Raw genomic sequence first — 16,350 nt, forward strand, 5'->3', positions numbered from 1 at the left:
CCAGGGTCAAAAGCGCCGTCGTCGTCGCCGTTCCCGCAAGCCGCGCCAGGATGGTGGCGAGGGCTCGACCCCGTCTTCGGCCGCACCACAACCGCCCGCCGGCGAATAACGCCCGCGAGCGGATTTAACCCGCCTTACCCCAATCGCGTCGGGGTACCATAGCGCTGAATCAACAACCCTCCCTGCGACCGAATGTAGGGAGGGTTGTGTCTTGAAGAGCCATCTGAACAAATTGAGCCGTCTGCAGGGTGCCGGCGCCCTACCGTTTGCGGACGAATTGCTGCCGTTTGCCGAGCGGGCGGCACGCGAGGCACTCGAGGCATTGTCGCCAACACGATGTGCCGGCTGCGAGCGCGCCGGTGCGCTTATTTGCCAAGACTGCCTGGCCGCGCTCACGCTCATCGACCCACGTCATAGCTGCACCCGATGCGGCGCCCCGTTTGGGGATTTGCTGTGCACTGAGTGTTCGGTCGAGGGCACGTCCTCGGCAATGGCGGAGGCGCTCGACCGCTGCCTGGCGTGCTCCGTCTATGCGCATCCGCTGCCGCGCATCATTAAAGCGTACAAGGACGCGGGCGAGCGACGCCTGGCGCCGTATCTGGCGGAGCTGCTCTACGACACCGCCCTGCATGCCCAGGTCGTAGCGCCCGATCGCTTAGGAGGTGTGCTGTCCGGTGCGGATGCGGTGGTGTTTGTGCCTGCGACGGCGGCAGCGTTTCGGCGGCGTGGCTTTGATCATATGGAGGCCATTGCGCGCCCATTTTGCGAGCTGTCGGGCGTTCCCCTGCTCGATGCCCTCGTCAAGTACGGGCATGGCGACCAGCGCGAACTCGGTCGTGAGGAGCGTCGCGAGCGTGCCCAAGGCATGTACGAGACGGTTGAGGACGTGCGCGGCCGCCGTCTACTGCTTATCGATGACGTTATCACCACGGGCGCGACCATGGCAGCGGCCTCGGCGGAGCTCAAGCGTGCCGGCGCTGCGGCAGTCGATGGCCTTGCTATCGCACGTGTTTGGTAGGGGTGGTTTTGTGGCAGTGAAGATTGAGCGGCGCAACGAGCCGACAGGCGAACAGCTAGCGGCTTCCGTAATCCTAACAGGCGCTTCAGCGCTGCGCATGATGCGCGCCGAGCGCCGGCAGATGGGCTATATCAGCTGGAAGGACCTTAATCCCGATGAAGAGCGCCGTGTGCTGCGCACGTCGTCGCCCTCGACCGAGGATATCTATCTTCCTGACTTGGTGCGAATTGGAGCCGCAAGCGGCGAGGTGCAAGAGGATTTGTGCTTGCTGGTGGGATCTGCGGCGCAGCGCCGCCGCATGCCTAGCGTAGGCTGGTCCGTGTGTTCCGGGTTGCCCGCCGGCTCGATTCTAGAGGTGGAACCGGGGGTGTACAGCTTGTCTCCCGAGGCCCTCTGCCTTGCCGTTGCGCGCGAACTTGGCTGTATCCAGGCATTTGCCCTGGCCCAGGAGCTGTGCTCTAAGATTTCACTGAGCGACCGCGGGAAGTATCTGCCTCCCTACACCTCGCCTGTTACGAATAAACTTGCAAAGGACAAGGACCAGCCAGCAGACGTGGGCTACTTTGAAGTCGAGCCGGTGCTGATGCCCGATCGTCTGGCAGATTACCTTGCGGCATGCAAGGGGAATGTGGCCAAACAGCTGCTGCGTCTGTGTCCCTATCTTTCGGAAAACCTGCTCTCGCCCATGGAGTGCATCATGCTCGCCCTGTTTTCGCTTCCGTTTTCCTATGGCGGGTTTGCCTGCGGACCTTTTAAGACCGACTACAAGATCGAGTTCGATGACCGTGCGCAGGCAATCTCGGGGATGCCCCATGCAGTTTGCGATGCATATCAGGAGGCAGCCCGGTTTGACCTGGAATACAACGGTGAGCTGGGCCATTCCTCTCGGAGGGGACGTATCCATGATGAAAAGCGCAACACGGGCTTGATTACTATGGGAATCGAGGTCGCGACGGTCAACAACGAAATGCTCTGTGACATGGAAGCGATGGAAGCGCTCGCATGGCGCATGCACCAGCGTATGCGAAAGCGGTACCGGAATCGTGTCGATGCCCGCAGGAAGAAGCAAGAGGCGTTGCTTAATACGCTGCGGGCGTGTTTTGGGCTTAAGCCGGTCTAATTCACGTCGAAAATAGGGGGTTAATCATATGCCCTGGCCAAAATATGGCAAATATGAGTACTGTCACTAAATCAGTAACAGCAAAATCAAGGAATTTAGGACTCGGAGGCGTCATAAAGTAAGAAGACAATAAACAAATGTAGAATAACTAAGCATCAGGTTGGCGACACTGAGCGCAAAATCTGTCCGAGAGGCTAAAACTGCCTGTTACTAAATTGGTGACAGTACTCATATTTGCCATTTTTTGGCCACAGCACCCTAGGAAGGGTGCCCCGGAGCTCCCCATAGGGGAGCTCCGGGCTTCACAGGGGCACGAATAGCCCACTCCGACCTGCGAAATCTGTACTCGCGATGCGAATGACGCCCCTAACCTTAAACTTTAGCTTGAACTTAGCTATAATGCGCTACGTTCCTACCAGGCTGTGGTTGCGGACGGACGAAATGCCCGTCCTAGTCCAAGACAGACGCGGTCAAAGGGATCCACGTAAGCGACCGCGTGCGCGCGGCGCGATCATGGCGCGTCCTAGATGTAAGCCGCACCGTCCGTTCTACTTTCTTTGGGGCAATACCGCCTCGCGGGCGAGCGGGCCAGTCGTGAAGGTGGCTGCGGCCTCCCGAGCAAACACCCCGGTGCGCAAGTGTGGGGTCAAATACCAGGTCAGCTGGTGGGAACAATCTGATATTCCGCGCATCGCACGGATCGTATACGACACAGAAGGCAGGGTAGTGGACATGGTGAGGGGCAGCTTGATGCACGCGGCTCGGTTAGGTGCTGGGGCCGCAGCGGTCATCGCCGTTTTGGGTCTGAGCGGATGCGCGTTCAACCCGCTGTCTACGTTCACGACTCCCACGATCGACCAGATCGAGTACGAGACCGTCACGCCCACGGTGTCGGATGATGCCCTGGTCACCCCCGGTACCCTGACGGTCGCCCTCGATACTTCCGATGCGCCGCAGGCCATGCAGGGCACCGACGGCGAGCTCACGGGGTATGCGGTCGACGCCGCCCGCGCCCTCGCAAGCCGCATGGGCCTTAAGGTCGCCTTTGTCGATGCGTCCTCGGCAGGTTCCGCGCTCGGCGACAAAAAGGCTGATATCTTTATCGGCGAGATCAACTCCACGGACGGGGACGTTAGCTCGCTCGGCACCTGCCTGTACGATGCCGCTTCCGTGTTCGGTAGAACCAGCGATGGTGGGTCGCTAAACGTTTCCACCGATACCCTTAACACGTCTACTCTGGGTGTCCAGATGTCCTCGGCCTCGCAGGAGGCGCTTGCTAAGCAGAGCATCACCGCCAACCAAAAGACCTACCCCAACATCAACGAGTGCTTTGAGGCGCTCGAGTCCGGCGAGGTCGACTATGTGATCTGCGACTCCACGGCCGGCGGCTACCTTGCACGCCTGATGAGCGAGATCTCCTATGTCGGTGCGCTCGAGGCGCCCTCGACGCTTGGTGTTGCGGGCCTCTCGTCCAATGACGAACTGTGCCGTGCCGTGAGCGATGCCCTCGACGGCATCACGGTCGACGGTACGCTCGAGGCGGTCCACTCCGTCTGGTACGGCACGATGCCCTATGACCTCACCACCAAGACGGTCTCGGGCGCCGACGTGCAGCCGACCGACACCGGATCCAGCGAGTCCGCATCCTCCGATTCGAGCAGCGATGGTGCATCCTCCGAGGATAAATCGTCCAGCCAGGAGGGCACTATCACCGACGACGACATTAACAAGCTCAATAGCTAGTTATTGCTAGGGGTGGCGTCTCCTATGCGCTAGGAGGGACGCCTCTTCACGGTTTCAACACGCATCGCCGGGCTCTCCCAACAGGGGAGCCCGGCTTTTTCGTTTCCATAAAACCAGCAGGTCAAAGACATTTTTTAGGTGCAAAACCAAAGTCGCCTCGCTCTTCCATAGCGCACTTTGCCACAGAAAAGTGCGAGACTTCGGTATGCGGTATCAAGCAGTCGTTATTCGGGTCTTTAGGAATCCGCGTGATTAAATGCACGGCAATGGGTACATAGCCAGTACAGTAAGTCCCCGAGGCAGATTGGAGCCACGTATGGATATCAAGGTTTCTGGACGCAAGACGACGGTAACCGATGCTCTGCGTGCGCATGTGGATGAGAAGATCGGCGAGGCGCTCAAGGTTTTCGATATCGAGCCCATGACGGTCGACGTTGTACTTCGTTATGAGAAGAACCCCTCGAACCCCAACCCGGCAATCGTCGAGGTTACGGTTCGTGCCCGCGGTTCGGTGATTCGCGTTGCCGAGCACGGTGCAGATATGTACGCCGCCATCGACCTCTCCGCCGATAAGGTCACCCGCCAGCTGCGTAAGTTCAAGACCAAGGTCGTGGACAACCGCCAGGGCGGTGCCAGCGCCGCGGATGTCGCACCGGTCGAGCGCGTCGAGGATCTGGCCGACCTGCTGCTGCCCGAGGAGGAAGACGACCTGCTCGTCCGCGAGAAGGTTATCGACGTCACTCCGATGACTGAGGAGCAGGCGCTGGTGCAGACCGATCTGCTCGGTCACGACTTCTACGTGTTCGAGAACGCGACGACCGGCCTTATCAATGTGGTGTATCACCGTAAGAATGGTGGATATGGCATCATCAAGCCCCGCATCGAAACACTTGACGAGTAAAATACGTTAACTTGCATGAGTTAACGGCTGGCGGCCATCCCATGCGGGTGGCCGCCTTTTTACGTAAGGAGTCGCTTTGATGGACAAGGCCGCATCCGCCGGTCATTCGGACCGTTGCCGCATCGTCGTCGATACCTGCTGCGACTTTAGCCCCGAGGTCGCCGCGAACCTCGATGTCGATATCTTGGGTTTCCCCTTCATTATCGATGGCGAGGAGCGCACGGATGACATCTGGTCGAGCATCACACCCAAGGAGTTCTACGACCGCATGCGCGCCGGTGCCCGCGTGTCCACCTCGGCTGTGTCGCTCGGTCGCTATATCGAGTTCTTTACCGAGTGCGCCAAAGAGGGTACGCCCACGGTCTACCTGTGCTTTACCTCGGCGCTGTCGTCGAGCTACAACTCCGCGTGCCAGGCGGCGGACGCCGTGCGCGCCGAGTATCCCAACTTTGAGCTGTACGTGGTCGACAACGCTCTGCCCTGCGCGACCGGCGAGCTCCTGGCGCTCGAGGCCGTGCGCCAGCGCTCGGCGGGACTGACTGCTAAGCAGCTGGTCGATTGGGCAAACGAGGCCAAGACCTACGTGCACGGTTACTTTACGCTCGAGAGCTTCGATGCGCTGGCTGCCGGCGGCCGCATTCCGCCCGCGGCGGCGCAGCTCACGGCAAAGCTCGACGTCAAGCCCGAGCTCTCCTACGACCTGGCCGGCTCGCTGTCGCTGATCGGCGTCAACCGCGGTCGCAAGAAGGCGCTCAAGTCCATCCTCAAGTCGTTCCGCGAGAACTACGTGCCCGATCGCACCATGCCCATCGCCATTATGACGGCCGATGCCGAAAAGGACGGCGACTGGCTCGAAGCCGCCATCCGCAAGGAGGAGGGTTGCGCCGACGTCACGATCATTCGCAGCTCCGTCGGTCCTACCATCGGCTCGCACGTGGGCCCCGGCATGGTGGCCTGCGCGTTTTGGGGTAAGAACCGCGCCGACAAGGCGTCGCTTTCCGACCGTATCGCCCGCCGCGTGCGCGGTCAGTAGGCAAGTAACGCGGCCGTAATCGATCCCAACTCACAGCCAAAACGCTGGCACCGAGTATTCAACCTGGTAATAACACCCAACCCAAAAGGAAAGGCTTCATGGCAAACAAGCTCTCTGTCGCATTCATCGGCGCCGGAATCATGGGTGCCCCCATCGCCGGCCACATCCTGGATGCCGGCTATCCCGTCACGGTCAACAACCGTACCAAGTCCAAGGCCGCCGCGCTTATCGAGCGCGGTGCCGTTTGGGCCGATACGCCGGCAGATGCCGTGGCGAACGCCGACGTCGTCTTTACCATGGTGGGTTATCCCTCCGAGGTCGAGGAGCTCTACCTGGCGGGCGACGGCCTGCTCGCGTGCACTAAGCCCGGCGCGGTCCTGATCGACCTCACCACAAGCTCGCCCGAGCTGGCGCGCGACATTGCCGAGGCCGCCCAGGTTTCCGGCCGCATGGCGTTTGACTGCCCCGTCACCGGCGGCGAGTCGGGCGCTATCGCCGGTACGCTCACGGCTATCGTGGGCGCTACCGAGAACGACATCGCGCCGGTCCGCGACATCCTTGCCACCTTTGCGGCCAACATCTGCTGCTTCGACGGCGCCGGCAAGGGCCAGGCTGCCAAGCTCGCCAACCAGGTGTCGCTGGGCGCCTGCATGGTCGGCATGGCAGACGCCATGGCATTTGCCGAGCTGAGCGGCCTTGACCTGGAGAAGACCCGCCAGATGATCCTGGGCGGTACCGGCAAGTCCGGCGCCATGGAGAGCCTGGCTCCCAAGGCGCTTGACGGCGACTACAAGCCCGGCTTTATGGTCGAGCACTTCATTAAGGACCTGCGCTTGGCGCTCGCTTACGCCGATGACCGCGAGCTCGCGCTGCCCGGTGCCGACGTCGCTTTTACGCTCTACGACATGCTCGACGCCATCGGTGGCGCCAAGCTGGGCACCCAGGCCATCACGGTTCTCTACAAGGAGGAGGCCGACGCCATCGCCGCCGGTCTGGACTGGTCGCAGTATCGCCCCGAGGAGCATGGCGCTCACGAGGAAGGTTGCGGTTGCGGCGAGCACGGCGAGGACCATGAGTGCGGCTGTGGCCATCACCATGGCGAGGACCACGAGTGCTGCGGCGGCCACGGCCATGACGACGGCCACGAGTGCTGCTGCGGCCACCATCACGGGGAGTAGCGCCCATGAGCTGGACGTTCGTGGTGCTTGCGCTGGTACTCTTTCTCTTTGCGATCTACATCGGCTTTCTGTGCGGCCAGTGGGCGTGCGAAAAGCGTGTCATCACCAAGCGCGACTACTGGATTGCCAACTTTGCAGGAGCGGCGGCGGTCGTCCTACTGACCTGGGTGTTCTCGCTGTTCCCGCTGGTGCAGTTTGCGCCGATCGGCTGGCTCGGCGGCTTTATCGCCGGCCTTAAGATGAGCTTTGGCGAGTCCGTCGGTCCATGGCGCAAGCACGACGAGGTTTTTAACGTCAACAAGGCTCATCGCGCCGCCGCCGACGCGGGCGACGCCGAGGAGCGCCGCCGTGCACGTCGCAATGGCGCGGCCGACCGGCAGCTCATCTCGGTCACCGATGACAGCAAGGGTGCTGGCAAGCACGCCAAGAAATAAAAAGAAGAGGTAACTATGGCAGAAAACAAAGACGAACAGCTCACCGACGAGGAGCTGGCACAGCTCCAGCTGGCGGAGGAGAACGAGAACGCCGTCGACCGTCTGGTCCAGGAGCTCGGCTGCCCCACGCGCCGCATCCGCCAGTTTGCCGCCCGCGTGCTGCACCTGCTTGCCGAGCGCGATCCGCAGCGCGTCGTGCCCTGCGTGCCCGCGTTGATCGAGGCGCTCGACCGCCCCGAGGCGCAGACCCGCTGGGAGGCCCTCGATGCCCTGACGGCGCTCGCCACCACCTGCCCCGAGCAGCTGGGCGATGCCTTTGAGGGCGCCGAGACCGCACTGTTCGACGAGATCTCCTCCACGCTGCGCTATGCCGCCTTCCGCCTGCTGTGCGTGTGGGGCGCCACGAGCGTCGAGCGTTCGCGCGAGGCTTGGCCCATCCTGGACGAGGCCATCCAGTGCTACCACGGCGACCTTGAGTATCGCGACATGCTCGGTTGCCTGTACGAGTTTTGCCAGGGCGAGATCGACGCCGAGGTTGCCGAGAAGCTTGCGCTGCGCCTTAAGTTCGATGCCGAGAACGGTAAGGGCAGCTATCTTAAGGCCCGTTCGAGCGAGATTTGCGAAATGCTTGTTAAACGTTTTGGCCTGGATCTCTCCAAAAAGAAGAAGCGTGCTAGCGTAAAAAAATCTGACGACGCCGAAGACGAGGAGTAACAGATTATGGCGCACGATGTAGTCCTGATTCCCGGTGACGGTATCGGTCCCGAGATTACGCAGGCCATGCGCCGCGTGGTCGAGGCCACCGGTGTCCAGATCAACTGGAACGTCCAGGAGGCCGGTGCCGGCGTCATGGACGAGTTTGGCACGCCGCTGCCCCAACATGTGCTCGATGCGGTCGCCGAGACCAAGGTTGCCATCAAGGGCCCCATCACCACGCCGGTCGGCACGGGCTTCCGCAGCGTTAACGTCGCCCTGCGCAAGCACTTCGACCTGTACGCCTGCGTGCGCCCCTGCCTGTCGCAGCCGGGCGACGGCTCGCGCTTCCGCGACGTCGACCTGGTCATCGTGCGCGAGAACACCGAGGACCTCTACGCCGGCATCGAGTTCGATGAGGGCGCTGCCGAGGTCGAGGAGCTCTCGCAGCTCGTCGAGCGTTCGGGCCAAAAGACCTTCGCCGCCGATTCCGCGATCTCGATCAAGCCCATCTCTATCGCCAAGAGCCGCCGTATTGTGGAGTATGCCTTTGAGTATGCCCGCCGCTGCGGCCGCAAAAAGGTGACGGCCGTGCACAAGGCCAACATCATGAAGGCGACCGACGGCCTGTTCCTGCGCGTTGCGCGCGAGGTGGCCGCCAACTATCCCGATATCGAGTTCAACGACAAGATCGTCGACGCTACCTGCATGGGCCTGGTCCAAAACCCCAACGACTTCGATGTCCTGGTGCTGCCCAACCTGTACGGCGACATCGTGAGTGACCTGTGCGCCGGCCTGGTGGGCGGCCTGGGTATGGCTCCGGGTTCCAACATCGGTGCCGACTGCGCAATCTTTGAGGCTACGCACGGCTCCGCGCCCGATATCGCCGGTCAGGATATCGCTAACCCCACGGCCGAGATTCTCTCTGCGGCTATGATGCTCGATCACCTGGGCGAGAACGACGCTGCCAATCGCATTCGCGTCGCCGTGTCTGCCACGCTCGACGAGGGCGAGCAGGTTACCGGTGACGTGCGTCGTGCCCAGACCGGCTCCGTTGAGGGCGCTGTGGGCACGCAGGCCTTTGCCGATGCCGTTATCGCTCACCTGGCCTAAGGCATGCACACTGCAAACGCCTAAATAGTACTTAAGTGTTTGCGTATAACCTAAGAATGAATACGCCCGGCGCCTCGTCGGGCGTATTCTATTGAGGACTATGTTTCCTAACAAGGAGTAACTGATATGGGTCTGATTCAAAAGAAGGACGAGAAGGACGAGATCGACGGCATCCAGATCATCGAGCGCGGCGAAGGCCCCGACGGTGACGAGGACGAGAAGATCGATCTGGTCGCCGGTACGTCTGCCGAGCACATTGCCGCCGGCACGACGGCCGAGGAGGAGGACGCCCGACTGGAGGCTCAGATTGCCGCGGATGCCGCTGACGAGAACCTCATGCCCGAGGAGCAGGACGAGGACGACGACGCCGACGTGGACGACCACGCTTGCAAGCACAAGAAGACGATGATTGCCGCCTTTGTGGTCGCCGTCGTGATCGCTGCCGTGGTCGGCTTCTTTATCGGCAACGGTGGTTTTGGCGGCAAGGGCGTCGGCTCGGCGACCCTGACCGAGGACCAGCTCGATTCGACCGTGGCAAGCTATAGCTACAACGGCAAGAAGAGCGACATCACCGCGCGTGAGGCCATCGAGAGCCAGTACAGCCTCGACACCGTCAAGGATAGCGATGGCAACTACACCGCTCCTTCTGCTGACGTCATCCTGTCCTACGTGCGCAATCAGATTCTGCTGGACGCTGCCGAGGACGAGGGCATTACCGTTTCTTCCAAGGAAATGAAGCAGTACGCCGAGGATTCCATCGGCACTTCGGACTACAAGACCATGGCCACGCAGTACGGCGTGTCCAAGGACCAGGCCAAGCAGATCGTCCGTCAGTCCGCGACGCTGCAAAAGCTCTACAAGAAGAAGGTGGGCGATAGCTCTGCAAGCATGCCGACCGCCCCGACCGAGCCTGCTGACGGCAACGAGGAGACCGCGAGCAAGGACTACGCCGACTACATCATCAACCTTGTCGGCGATGAGTGGGATAGCTCAAAGGGCACTTGGAAGGATGCCGACAGCACCTATGCCAAGGCCTTCGCTGACGATGCCTTTACGGCCGATAGCGCCACCTACAAGCAGGCCATGACCGCCTATTACACCGCCTACCAGCAGTATTCCTCGCAGGCTTCGAGCGCCAGCTCCAAGTGGACCGAGTATGCTAACGGCCTCTACGCCAAGGCCAACATCAGCATCTACGGCCTGTTTGCGTAAAGAGTTGCACGGCTCATCGAGCATCTAGCTGATAGAAAACAAATTGCCCGCCAGTACGGAAGTCGTTCTGGCGGGCAATTTGCGTTGAGGGCGTGATTGGCGGCTTAATTATGGCTATTCATCTTTAAGTCCAAAAAGGCTATCGGCTTCATCGTCGGATATATATTCCAGTACATCGCCCGGTTGGCAGTCGAGTGCCCGGCATATCGCGTCAAGAGTTGAAAAGCGCACGGCAGAAACCTTGCCCGTCTTGATGCGCGACATATTGACCTGGGAGATGCCCACGCGTTCCGCAAGCTCTTTGGATGAGATCTTGCGTTCGGCGAGCATGCGGTCGAGCCGCAGAATAATCATGGATTCCCCCTAGAGCAACTCGTCATCTTGTATTTGCAGGATACACCCGTACTGGAAGACGCTGGCAATCAGGCTAATAATCAGGCCTGCAAAGACCATAGAGAGGTCGAGGTGCTGGCCGCCGAGCGCATCCGTAAAGTTGCCGCCAAATCCTGAGAGTATCAGCCCCGTGACTATGGCACCAAGAAGCTTCACAGCAACGCCGCCAATAAGGAACAAATGTCCTACTTGACGTAGTATGCGGATGCATTCGAGGTCAAAGGGCCTGCCCGCCTTTTCAATGGCGGAGAAAAACCTGTATGCGCTTAGCACAATGGCAAGCGCAAGGCATGTCATCATGGCGCTCCCTATGGCAGTATGACCGTCGTGCGCGACAAGCATAAGAGGGGTCTGTTCATTGGCGCCGACGAGAGCGAGAGATGGCCCTTCGCCGGCATTAAGCTCTACGGATTGGAGGCAGAACCCTTGGGAGAGGCTAGGCAATATGAGTAAAAGCTCGATTGCAATGACTGCGAGGAGTCCCAGAGCGAGCGCTACGGCGGTGCAGATTGTGGCCCATTTGCAGATGTGAGCGAGCTTCCCCAAATCGGCTATTGCCTGTTCGCGGTTGATGGGTTCATTCGATTTGGATACGTTCCAGCGGATCATAGCTCCTCCAACCAATGTCTAGGATGATATTTAAATCTTATAACATACTTAATGATAAACGATAAACAATTACAGATTAGAGTAAGTTATGTTTGTAAGACGAATAGCGAGAGCTTATGGCATATTTAGGGAGTGAGAGTTTGGCACGTGGGGGATGGACGAGTATCGAAATTTCCCGCAACCGCGCAAGTGCTTCATCGGGTCTCCCTAATTCATATGGAAAAGGAGCTGCAAACGATTGGAAATAACCGCTGAGCGGTCGAAAACTACCGTTCACCGATAATTTCTAAACTGGTTCTAACTGGTATTAAGTCAAAAAGACCAATTCACAAATCTTCACAATGACCTGCATTTTTTCTACACGCCATTTTTAGCCACCCTGCGTTGTTTAGACACGAAAAAAGTTCCGATCTTTGGCCAAGGCATTTCAAAACGATTACAAAACCGCAGGTAGAAGTGTTAACGAGCGGTAAACGGTCGATTTTTCGCCGTGAACGGCGCAAAAACGTTTTACTGTGTGAATCAGCGAAAGCGACCTCTTCTGTGGTGATATAGTGACAACAACACGTCACGTGGTTACTACCAGTTGAGAGACCACTGGTCTTAAAGAACGCTTTCCAAGAAGCTTTAAGGGCACCTGCCCGCTGGCTTCCGAAAACATCGGACTCGTATCGTACACACCTTCGGAAGGGAAATTTGAATGGTTGGCTTTATTCTTACCGGTCATGGACAGTTCGCACCCGGCCTCGCAAGCGCTATCGCTATGGTCGCTGGCGACCAGCCCGCTTTTACCGTCGTTCCTTTTGAGGGCGACCAGGCTGCTTCCTACGGTGAGGATCTCCGCGCCGCTATTACCGCCATGCGCGAGGAGTGCGATGGCGTGCTCGTCTTTACCGACCTGCTTGGTGGTACCCCGTTCAACCAGGCAATGATGATTGCCCAGGATGTCGACAACGTCGAGATTCTGACTGGAACTAACCTTCCCATGGTTATTGAGCTTCTGTTCCTCCGCGGCAACGCCACGCTCGCCGAGCTTGGCGAGCAGGCCGTGACCGTTGGCCAGACGGGCATCACCGCCCAGACGGTCGCTTCCGTCGCTGGTGCCGAGGATGAGGATATCTTCGGCGACGAGGACGGCATCTAATGGCCGATTTCGGAGCCAGTGTTCTGAGTTCCTCGGTCGCTCTTTTGGGCCTGCTTGTCATCATGGGCTTGATTTACACCATCTGGTCGCAAATCAACATGAAGAAGAAGCAGAAGTACTTCAAGGAGCTGCACACGGAGCTCAAGCCGGGTCAGGAGGTTCTTTTCGCCGGCGGTATCTACGGAACCGTCAAAGGCATCGAAGGCGAAAAGGTCCAGATTAAAGTCCGATCCGGTGCCGTCGTAGATGTTTCGCGTTACGCGATTCAGGAGATCAAGTAACTGTCGTCAGCAAATAACGAAAGGAAGCTGATCAACATGGCAGAACCCAACATTCTTCTTACCCGCATCGATAACCGACTGGTTCATGGTCAGGTTGCCACCCAGTGGAACTCCACCCTGGGCTCCAACCTCATCCTCGTCGCCAACGACGACGTGTCGAACAACACCATGCGCCAGAACCTCATGAAGATGGCCGCTCCCACCGGCGTTGCTACGCGTTTCTTCTCCCTGCAGAAGACCATCGACGTCATCGGCAAGGCGAGCCCGCGCCAGAAGATCTTCATCGTGGCCGAAACACCGGAAGACGTGCTTACGCTCGTCAAGGGCGGTGTGCCTATAAAGAAGGTAAACATCGGCAACATGCACATGTCGGAAGGAAAGCGCCAAGTCGCCACCTCCGTCGCAGTTAACGACGAGGATGTCGCTGCGTTTAAAGAGCTGCAGGAATTGGGGGTGGAGTTGGAGATCAGGCGCGTTCCGAGCACGCCTGTTGAGGACACGAGCAAGCTCTTCTCGTAATCCTCATGATCCACGTTGTCAGGAATGAAACCCTGACATTCTGTACGTGAAATCCAAAGTGCGTACATACATTTTGAAAGGAGGAGCAAGATGGAATACTCGATCATCCAGGTCGCTCTGGTCTTCATCGTCACGTTCGTCGCGGCAATCGACCAGTTCAACTTCCTCGAGTCTCTCTATCAGCCCATCGTCACCGGCGCCGTCATCGGTCTTATCCTTGGCGACCTCAACACCGGTCTTCTCGTGGGTGGTACTTATCAGCTCATGACGATCGGCAACATGCCGATCGGAGGCGCTCAGCCGCCTAACGCCGTCATCGGCGGCATCATGGCAGCCATTCTCGCTATTGCTACGGGCCTCGAGCCCAACGCGGCAGTCGGCCTTGCCATTCCGTTCGCTCTGCTTGGTCAGCTCGGCGTTACCCTGGTCTTCACGCTTATGTCGCCGCTCATGTCCTCCGCGGACAACATGGCTCACAACGCTGACACCAAGGGTATCGAGCGTCTGAACTACTTCGCCATGGCTCTGCTCGGCCTGATCTTCGCCGTCGTCGTCACCCTGTTCTTCATCGCTGGCGCCACCATCGGTCAGACCATCGCTTCCGCCATCCCGACTTGGCTGCAGACCGGTCTTTCCGCTGCAGGCGGCATGATGCGCTTCGTCGGCTTCGCCGTCCTGCTCAAGGTTATGATGAACCGCGATATGTGGGGCTTCTTCCTCATGGGCTTTGGCCTCGCGCTCATCACCGTTGCCAACGATTCTCTGGCAACCCCTGCTCTGCTCATCCTCGCTCTCATCGGCTTCGGCATCGCCTTCTGGGACTTCCAGCAGCAGACCGAGCTGAAGGGTGCAGCTGTTTCTGACGGAGGTGACTTCGAAGATGGCATCTAATGAGTATGTGATCCCGGAGCACTACGAGGATCTCACTCCTGCTCCGCAGCTCGACCAGAAGACCCTCAACAAGATGGCTTGGCGCTCCTGCTTCCTGCAGGCCTCGTTCAACTACGAGCGTATGCAGGCCGCCGGTTGGCTCTACTCCATCATCCCCGGTCTGGAGAAGATCCACACTAACAAGAACGACCTCGCGGCTTCCATGAGCCACAACCTGGAGTTCTTCAACACTCACCCGTTCCTCGTCACCTTTGTTATGGGTATCGTGCTTTCGCTCGAGCAGAACAAGGTTGACATCCCCACGATCCGCGCCGTCCGCGTCGCCGCAATGGGCCCGCTCGGTGGTATCGGTGACGCCCTGTTCTGGCTGACGCTCGTGCCTATCACGGCCGGCATCACCTCCAACATGGCTATCAACGGTAACGCCGCTGCGCCGCTGATCTTCCTGGTGATCTTCAACGTCGTCCAGTTCGCTCTGCGCTTCTGGCTCATGAACTGGTCCTACAAGCTTGGCACCAGCGCTATTGACGCTCTGACCGCCAACATGCAGGCCTTTACGCGTGCCGCTTCCATCATGGGCGTCTTCGTCGTCGGTTGCCTGGTCGTCACCATGGGTGGCACCCAGATCAACCTCCAGATCCCCAACGGCACCACCCGTGGCCTCTCCGCTACTACCGTGATCGTCTCCGAGAAGGAGGCCGAGAACTTCACCGGTATGGAGGGCATCGATACCGAGACCGCTGAGGCCGGTACCATCGCCATGACCGATGAGGACGGCAACGCCCTCACCGCTTCCGATGCCGACGGCAACGCTGTCGAGTGCGGCGTCACCGATCTGGGCAACGGCATGGAGTCCGTCACCTACGGCACCGTCACCGAGGATCCGGTCAACTTCTCTGTTGCCGACACCCTCAACACCATCGTCCCGAAGCTCGTCCCGCTTATGCTTACGCTGCTGCTTTACTACATGTTCGCTAAGCACAGCTGGACCCCGACCAAGGGCATTCTCCTGCTCTTCGTCCTTGGCATCCTGGGCGCTGGCCCGCTTGGTCTCTGGCCGAGCATCTGGTAAGGCTCTAGCTTGAGGGGTGTGTCCCTACGCGGCTCACACCCCGACCCCTTAAGCCATGTGTATGTTAAAAGCCGCGTGCTCGAAAGAGCGCGCGGCTTTTGTTTTCTTGATGATTCGGGTGTGGCAGACAGATAATGCTAAACACCCAAGGTAGTAGCCTAGTTTGAGCAAAAGGGAGGATAGGATGGCGATCGGAGCGCGCAAGCAACCGCTGTACGATCAGCTGGTCGATATTCTGACCGAAAAGATTGACCATGAATATCGCGCCGGTGACATGATTCCTTCCGAGCGCGAACTTTCGGAGCGCTATGGTCTCTCGCGCACTACGGTACGCCTGGCTCTGCAGGAACTGGAGCGTTTAGGACTGGTGGTTCGGCAGCACGGTCGCGGTACCTTTGTGACCGACCGTTCGGCAAAGGCAACCAATCTCATGCAGTCCTACAGCTTTACCGAGCAGATGCGCGCGATGGGTCGCGACCCCGAGACCACGATTCTCGATTTTTGCGAGATGGAGGCCGATAAGAATCTGGCCGAGCATATGGGATTACGTATCGGTGATCGCATTTTTAAGCTCAAGCGCCTTCGTTCTGCCGACAACATGCCCATGATGGTCGAACGTAGCTATCTACCGGTTCGTCAATTTCTGTCCCTAAAGCGACCGCTGCTGGAGCGTAAGCCGCTTTACGATGTGATTGAGCAAGACTTTCAGCAAAAAATACGCGTGGCCGAAGAGGAGTTCTATGCGAGCATAGCCCGTCCCACCGATGCCCACCTTTTGGAAATCGTCGAGGGCTCGCCTGTGCTCGATTTGGTTAGGACTACGTATAACGAGTCAAACGAGGTTGTGGAGTATACGCTCTCGGTTGCTCGTGCCGATCAGTTTAAATACAAGGTTTACCACCAGCGTAGCGATTAGTGTCTGCACCGTTTCCATATGATGATTCTTTGTATTTAACTGGTTACTACCAGATAACCAACCGAAGTGTATAATTGCAC

At 58.9% G+C, this 16,350-nt stretch carries 18 protein-coding genes; 16 read left to right on the forward strand and 2 right to left on the reverse strand.

What is annotated here, in order from left to right; genetic code table 11:
* The first annotated feature begins 211 nt into the window (after positions 1-211).
* The 10 genes from DXD24_RS04090 to DXD24_RS04135 all read left to right on the forward strand — a co-directional run bounded on the left by DXD24_RS04090 (position 212) and on the right by DXD24_RS04135 (position 10,445).
* Positions 212-1,018: a double zinc ribbon domain-containing protein gene (locus DXD24_RS04090; RefSeq protein ID WP_233502324.1), complete on the forward strand. Its 807-nt coding sequence runs from the start codon at positions 212-214 to the stop codon at positions 1,016-1,018.
* A gap of 10 nt (positions 1,019-1,028) precedes the next feature.
* A complete protein-coding gene (locus DXD24_RS04095) occupies positions 1,029-2,138 on the forward strand; it encodes a hypothetical protein (protein WP_117564740.1) in 1,110 nt (369 codons plus the stop codon).
* 750 nt (positions 2,139-2,888) lie between these two features.
* Complete coding sequence (locus DXD24_RS04100; protein WP_158550145.1) at positions 2,889-3,881, forward strand: ABC transporter substrate-binding protein; 993 nt, start codon at positions 2,889-2,891, stop codon at positions 3,879-3,881.
* A gap of 316 nt (positions 3,882-4,197) precedes the next feature.
* Positions 4,198-4,782, forward strand: coding sequence for a ribosome hibernation-promoting factor, HPF/YfiA family (hpf, locus tag DXD24_RS04105; protein ID WP_035137685.1), 585 nt, complete (start codon positions 4,198-4,200; stop codon positions 4,780-4,782).
* Positions 4,783-4,861: 79 nt separating this feature from the next.
* A complete protein-coding gene (locus tag DXD24_RS04110; protein WP_089572413.1) occupies positions 4,862-5,815 on the forward strand; it encodes a DegV family protein in 954 nt (317 codons plus the stop codon).
* A 98-nt stretch (positions 5,816-5,913) separates the two neighbouring features.
* A complete protein-coding gene (locus tag DXD24_RS04115) occupies positions 5,914-6,993 on the forward strand; it encodes an NAD(P)-dependent oxidoreductase (RefSeq protein WP_117564742.1) in 1,080 nt (359 codons plus the stop codon).
* 5 nt (positions 6,994-6,998) lie between these two features.
* Complete coding sequence (locus tag DXD24_RS04120; protein ID WP_055310425.1) at positions 6,999-7,427, forward strand: hypothetical protein; 429 nt, start codon at positions 6,999-7,001, stop codon at positions 7,425-7,427.
* Between the two features lie 15 nt (positions 7,428-7,442).
* The gene (locus DXD24_RS04125) at positions 7,443-8,141 is read left to right on the forward strand and encodes a HEAT repeat domain-containing protein (protein WP_117564743.1); all 699 of its coding nucleotides are present in this window, start codon (positions 7,443-7,445) and stop codon (positions 8,139-8,141) included.
* A gap of 6 nt (positions 8,142-8,147) precedes the next feature.
* Entirely contained in the window at positions 8,148-9,233 is a 1,086-nt protein-coding gene (locus tag DXD24_RS04130) for an isocitrate/isopropylmalate dehydrogenase family protein (RefSeq protein ID WP_117646243.1), read from the forward strand.
* Between the two features lie 126 nt (positions 9,234-9,359).
* Positions 9,360-10,445 (forward strand): hypothetical protein, encoded by a 1,086-nt coding sequence (locus tag DXD24_RS04135; protein ID WP_117646244.1) that lies wholly within the window; start codon positions 9,360-9,362, stop codon positions 10,443-10,445.
* 114 nt (positions 10,446-10,559) lie between these two features.
* On the opposite strand, the gene DXD24_RS04140 is transcribed toward DXD24_RS04135, so the two are convergent.
* Positions 10,560-10,775 (reverse strand): helix-turn-helix transcriptional regulator, encoded by a 216-nt coding sequence (locus DXD24_RS04140; RefSeq protein WP_255413283.1) that lies wholly within the window; start codon positions 10,773-10,775, stop codon positions 10,560-10,562.
* A gap of 33 nt (positions 10,776-10,808) precedes the next feature.
* Entirely contained in the window at positions 10,809-11,447 is a 639-nt protein-coding gene (locus DXD24_RS04145) for a DUF2975 domain-containing protein (protein WP_117646245.1), read from the reverse strand.
* Positions 11,448-12,147: 700 nt separating this feature from the next.
* Here DXD24_RS04145 and DXD24_RS04150 point away from each other — a divergent pair.
* From DXD24_RS04150 to DXD24_RS04175, 6 genes are all read left to right on the forward strand, one after another.
* On the forward strand, positions 12,148-12,591 hold the full coding sequence (locus tag DXD24_RS04150) for a PTS fructose transporter subunit IIA (protein ID WP_117583567.1): 444 nt from the start codon (positions 12,148-12,150) through the stop codon (positions 12,589-12,591).
* On the forward strand, positions 12,591-12,872 hold the full coding sequence (gene yajC / locus DXD24_RS04155; RefSeq protein ID WP_117583566.1) for a preprotein translocase subunit YajC: 282 nt from the start codon (positions 12,591-12,593) through the stop codon (positions 12,870-12,872). The genes DXD24_RS04150 and yajC overlap by 1 nt, the downstream gene beginning before the upstream one ends.
* Positions 12,873-12,908: 36 nt before the next feature.
* Positions 12,909-13,391, forward strand: a complete 483-nt coding sequence (agaV, locus tag DXD24_RS04160) for a PTS N-acetylgalactosamine transporter subunit IIB (RefSeq protein WP_117583565.1) — start codon at positions 12,909-12,911, stop codon at positions 13,389-13,391.
* A 90-nt stretch (positions 13,392-13,481) separates the two neighbouring features.
* Positions 13,482-14,282, forward strand: a complete 801-nt coding sequence (locus DXD24_RS04165) for a PTS sugar transporter subunit IIC (RefSeq protein WP_089572403.1) — start codon at positions 13,482-13,484, stop codon at positions 14,280-14,282.
* Entirely contained in the window at positions 14,272-15,354 is a 1,083-nt protein-coding gene (locus tag DXD24_RS04170; RefSeq protein WP_117646246.1) for a PTS system mannose/fructose/sorbose family transporter subunit IID, read from the forward strand. Before DXD24_RS04165 ends, DXD24_RS04170 begins: the two co-directional genes overlap by 11 nt.
* A 184-nt stretch (positions 15,355-15,538) precedes the next feature.
* Entirely contained in the window at positions 15,539-16,270 is a 732-nt protein-coding gene (locus tag DXD24_RS04175; RefSeq protein WP_117583563.1) for a GntR family transcriptional regulator, read from the forward strand.
* Positions 16,271-16,350 lie beyond the last annotated feature (80 nt).

The sequence above is a fragment of the Collinsella sp. TF12-2AT genome, from assembly GCF_003436735.1.
In the GTDB taxonomy this organism is placed as follows: Bacteria; Actinomycetota; Coriobacteriia; order Coriobacteriales; family Coriobacteriaceae; genus Collinsella.

Bases quoted from the DNA above. Each gene is read 5' to 3' on its own strand.
- DXD24_RS04100 (WP_158550145.1), top strand. From the start codon at position 2,889: ATGCACGCGGCTCGGTTAGGTGCTGGGGCCGCAGCGGTCATCGCCGTT.
- hpf (WP_035137685.1), top strand. From the start codon at position 4,198: ATGGATATCAAGGTTTCTGGACGCAAGACGACGGTAACCGATGCTCTG.
- DXD24_RS04110 (WP_089572413.1), top strand. From the start codon at position 4,862: ATGGACAAGGCCGCATCCGCCGGTCATTCGGACCGTTGCCGCATCGTC.
- DXD24_RS04115 (WP_117564742.1), top strand. From the start codon at position 5,914: ATGGCAAACAAGCTCTCTGTCGCATTCATCGGCGCCGGAATCATGGGT.
- DXD24_RS04120 (WP_055310425.1), top strand. From the start codon at position 6,999: ATGAGCTGGACGTTCGTGGTGCTTGCGCTGGTACTCTTTCTCTTTGCG.
- DXD24_RS04125 (WP_117564743.1), top strand. From the start codon at position 7,443: ATGGCAGAAAACAAAGACGAACAGCTCACCGACGAGGAGCTGGCACAG.
- DXD24_RS04130 (WP_117646243.1), top strand. From the start codon at position 8,148: ATGGCGCACGATGTAGTCCTGATTCCCGGTGACGGTATCGGTCCCGAG.
- DXD24_RS04135 (WP_117646244.1), top strand. From the start codon at position 9,360: ATGGGTCTGATTCAAAAGAAGGACGAGAAGGACGAGATCGACGGCATC.
- DXD24_RS04140 (WP_255413283.1), bottom strand. From the start codon at position 10,775: ATGCTCGCCGAACGCAAGATCTCATCCAAAGAGCTTGCGGAACGCGTG.
- DXD24_RS04145 (WP_117646245.1), bottom strand. From the start codon at position 11,447: ATGATCCGCTGGAACGTATCCAAATCGAATGAACCCATCAACCGCGAA.
- DXD24_RS04150 (WP_117583567.1), top strand. From the start codon at position 12,148: ATGGTTGGCTTTATTCTTACCGGTCATGGACAGTTCGCACCCGGCCTC.
- yajC (WP_117583566.1), top strand. From the start codon at position 12,591: ATGGCCGATTTCGGAGCCAGTGTTCTGAGTTCCTCGGTCGCTCTTTTG.
- agaV (WP_117583565.1), top strand. From the start codon at position 12,909: ATGGCAGAACCCAACATTCTTCTTACCCGCATCGATAACCGACTGGTT.
- DXD24_RS04165 (WP_089572403.1), top strand. From the start codon at position 13,482: ATGGAATACTCGATCATCCAGGTCGCTCTGGTCTTCATCGTCACGTTC.
- DXD24_RS04170 (WP_117646246.1), top strand. From the start codon at position 14,272: ATGGCATCTAATGAGTATGTGATCCCGGAGCACTACGAGGATCTCACT.
- DXD24_RS04175 (WP_117583563.1), top strand. From the start codon at position 15,539: ATGGCGATCGGAGCGCGCAAGCAACCGCTGTACGATCAGCTGGTCGAT.